2 protein-coding genes are annotated in these 3,932 nt (G+C 54.2%); one reads left to right on the forward strand and one right to left on the reverse strand.

The features are described from left to right. The first annotated feature begins 203 nt into the window (after nt 1–203). Nucleotides 204–1,790, forward strand: a complete 1,587-nt coding sequence (locus QZ377_RS04360) for a sigma 54-interacting transcriptional regulator (protein WP_365854150.1) — start codon at nt 204–206, stop codon at nt 1,788–1,790. 159 nt (nt 1,791–1,949) lie between these two features. Here the strand turns inward: QZ377_RS04360 and QZ377_RS04365 are convergent, their stop codons facing one another. Beyond that, entirely contained in the window at nt 1,950–3,308 is a 1,359-nt protein-coding gene (locus tag QZ377_RS04365; RefSeq protein WP_291439860.1) for an aminotransferase, read from the reverse strand. Nucleotides 3,309–3,932 lie beyond the last annotated feature (624 nt).

The raw sequence follows: 3,932 nt of genomic DNA on the forward strand, positions 1-3,932 counted from the left end.
ATCTGCTCAATTTAATACCATCCAGTAGCTGTGCTCTTGTTTGCAGTGATAAACAATGGACTATTGAAGCATGTAGTCATTCGTATCACTTACTTACGCAGAAAATAAGCAATGACTTATCAGGCAGTAAAGAAGGTGCCCCCTCAACACAAGACAGTAATAATTCTTTTTTAAGAACACTTGAGCTATATTGCAGCCACGAATTGTCCAAAAAGGTGCAAGCAAGCGAACCGGATGTCCCCACGGACATCAGCCTGCCCTGCGGCAAATGGACGCTCTGCTGGAAGTGGCTGAACAGCGAAGACTCCCACCCCGGGAGAAACAGGCGCAGATTTGTTCTGCTGCATGAAAACAACGCGGCAGACGCCCAGCCCGACGTGCACCTCCTGTATCAGGAACTGCACGCCATCATGGACTCCATGTATGACGGCATGTGGATTATTGACAGCAACGGCACAACCCTGCACGTCAACAAGGCCATGAAGCGCATCGCCAACATTGAACCTGAAGAAATGATCGGCAAGTCTGTCACCATTCCCGTGCTGGAAGGCAAATTTTCTGCGGCGGTAACACTGGAAGCCCTTGCACAAAGAAAGATCGTCACCAGATTCGACGACTATCCCAACGGAACCCGCTGCCTTAATACAAGTACACCCATTTTTGATCAACAGGGTAACATCTGGCGCGTGGTGGCCTGCATCCGCGACCTCACCGAGCTTGAAACCCTGCAACGGCGGCTGGCGGATGCCGAGCGAACCGCTTTTTTGCGCCAAGCCGAAGCAGCAGCCCTGCAACACAGCAGCGAAAAAAAATTCGTTGCTACGGGTAAGGTCATGCGGCGCTGCGTATCCGAACTTGAAAAAGCGGCCAGGGCGCCCTCGGGCATTCTTATTCTTGGCGAAACCGGCACAGGAAAAACCTATGCCGCGTCCTACATACACCAGAAAAGCCCACGTGCCGGCGGGCCGTTCATTTCTGTCAACTGTGCGGCCATACCCCCGACGCTCATTGAGTCGGAACTGTTCGGCTATGAAAAAGGGGCCTTTACCGGAGCCAGCCGCTCGGGCAAAAAAGGATATTTCGGCCTGGCCGACAAAGGAACCCTGCTGCTGGACGAAATAGGCGAACTGCCCCTGAGCATGCAGGCAAAGATCCTGCATGTGCTTGATGGACAGGGATTTCGCAAGATCGGCGGCGAAAAGGAACTGAGTGTGGATGTGCGCATCATCGCCGCCACCAACAGGCCACTGGACCAGCTTGTAAACAGCGGCCTGTTCAGGGCCGACCTGTATTACCGCCTGCGCGTGCTGAGCATAAACATGCCGCCCCTGCGGGAACATCCCGAAGACATCCCCTCTCTCATGATGACCTTTCTGGACAAGGCCTGCACCCGCTACAACACCATAAAAACATTTTCGCCCAGCGTTATTGACTGCTTCAGCAAGCACTCCTGGCCGGGCAATGTGCGCGAACTGCGCGCAGCGGTGGACTTTCTGGCAGCCATGACCGAAAGCAGCGTCATATCCATGCGCGACCTGCCCGCCTACCTGCTCGGTGATCTGCCCGGCATCTGCGAAGACGAAGAGGATGAGTCCCTGCCCGGTCAGGCCGATGCAAATCTTTCTTTCAGGGAAGCCGTTGAAAATCTGGAGCGCTCCCTCATCAGCGAAGCCCTGAAAGCTACGGGCAGCACCTACAAGGCGGCTGCCAGGCTTGGCATCAGCCAGTCCACTGTGGTGCGCAAGGCCAAGCAATTGCGCATTCCCGTCACCGAGAAAAAAAGAAGCTGACCCCCCATAAAATACAGGGACCGCCCAGAATATTTTCTGAAGCGGTCCCTGATGGTTTGCCCGGCCGTCCTCTGCGGGTTACCCGATGCCTACCGGCAGGCTCACTAATGCCGGAGGGCAGACAGGCTGCCGCCGTGAATCAACCCGGCAAACTGCGCGCTAGCCCAGAACTTCGGTTATGGACTCGCGCAGCGCCTTGAGAATGGTATCGATCTGGTCCTTGGTCACGATATAGGCCGGAGCCACGTTAACGATATTGTTTCGGCCCACAAAGCTACGGTTTGTTCTGCCCACAAGCACGCCGCGCTTGGCCATGGCGCCGCAAACCGCGATGACCCTTTCTTCTTCAAGAGGCGTTTTTGAAGCCTTGTCCACAACAAATTCAATGCCCTGCAAAAGGCCCTTGCCGCGCACATCGCCTACATTGCTGTGCGAAAGCAGTTCCTGCAACCCCTGCTGCAGGTAGTCGCCCATGGCCACAACGTTATCCAGCAAATTTTCTTCTTCAATGATCTTGATATTTTCAAGGGCCGCAGCCGGGGCGGCAAGGCAGCCACCGAAGGTGCTGATATCGCGAAAATACGAGAGCTTGTCGGTGGTATTCTGCAGGGCCGCAAACACTTCTTCGGTGGTCACGGTGCAGGAAATGGGCATGTAGGCGCTGGCAACACCCTTGGCCATGGTCACAATGTCGGGCTGGATATTGAAGTGTTGGTAGCCGAACCATTTGCCCGTTCTGCCAAGACCGCAGACCACTTCATCCATAATGATCAGGATGCCGTATTTCTTGCATATTTCAGCAATGGTTTCATAGTACCCTTCCGGAGGCACGATGATGCCGCCGCCAGCCGTAATCGGTTCCAGAATAACGGCGCCCACTGTATCGGGGCCTTCCTTCAGCACCACGGCTTCCAGTTCGCGGGCAAACTTTTCGCCCAGGTTTTTCGTGCCTTCAGGATAGGGTGAACGGTAGGCCAGGCAAGCGGGAAATTCCACAAAACCGGGAGTAAAGGGGCCATACTGCTCACGGCGCTCTTCCTGACCGCAGGCGCTCAGGGTGCTGATGGTGGTGCCGTGGTAGTCGCGGTCGCGATAAATAATTTTATATTTTTTGCCGCCGTGCTTGAGGTGGGAAATCTGGCGCACCATCTTGAAGGCCTTTTCATTGGCCTCTGAACCGCTGCTGGAAATATATACGCGGGAAAGGCCCGGCATGTGCGAAAGCAGCTTTTCAGAAAAATCAATGGCAGGCTGGGAGCCGCAACTGGCCGCATAAAAAGGCAGCTTTTTCATCTGCTCGGCGGCGGCATTGGCGATACGGTCACGGCCGTAGCCCACGTTCACGCACCAGACGCCGCCGGAGGTGGCATCCAGATATTCTTTGCCGGTAATATCCTTGAGGTACAGCGCCTTACCCTCTACCGCTATCATAGGGGCATTGCCCTGATGCAGCATCAGATGATGCCATACGTTTTTTATATCCCCGCTGACATATTCACTTGTGTTCTTTGCTGACATGGAAGTTCACTCCTTAAAAATGTTGGACTGCGGCCATAAACAGCTCTGAAATCAAAATCCCATAGTTCAACAAAACATTCTGCGCATCCGACAAGGGCTGGTCTGGCGACAAAAAAGCTTCACGGCTCTTTCAGCAGACATATTCCACACCCTCCTTGCTGGCGACTGCCACTTGCTTGATTCAGACCGCGCGTATTGCAAGCCCTGCCCGGCTTGTTGCCTTAATAAAAGGCAATAAACATGCCATACCGGCAACAGCGCTGAATTAAAGAATGTTTTCACAGAGCACTCCCAAAACAATGCAAAAGAGACTTGTATTTCCGCGTGAGTCGTAAAGGAAAGAGTCACACGTTGCGTGAAAAAATGAAAACCGGGCGCTCTCTCTGTAGGAAAGAGCGCCCGGAGCTGCTGCGCATAAAAAACGCGATTGCGGGCTGTGTCTCAACTGCGTGCCGGGGCCAGAGTGGGGTTGGGCCTCAAGGACATTCAGAGACATGCGTTTTTACGGAGACCGCGCAGAGCATTGTACTTTCTCACAAACAACAGGCAGCGTCGGGGCTATGCCTGCCCGCCCTGCGCATAGGCCAGCAGTTTGTCAAAGGTCTTGCCGGCATCGCCGGTCAT

The organism is Desulfovibrio sp., assembly GCF_019424165.1.
Classification (GTDB): domain Bacteria; phylum Desulfobacterota; class Desulfovibrionia; order Desulfovibrionales; family Desulfovibrionaceae; genus Desulfovibrio.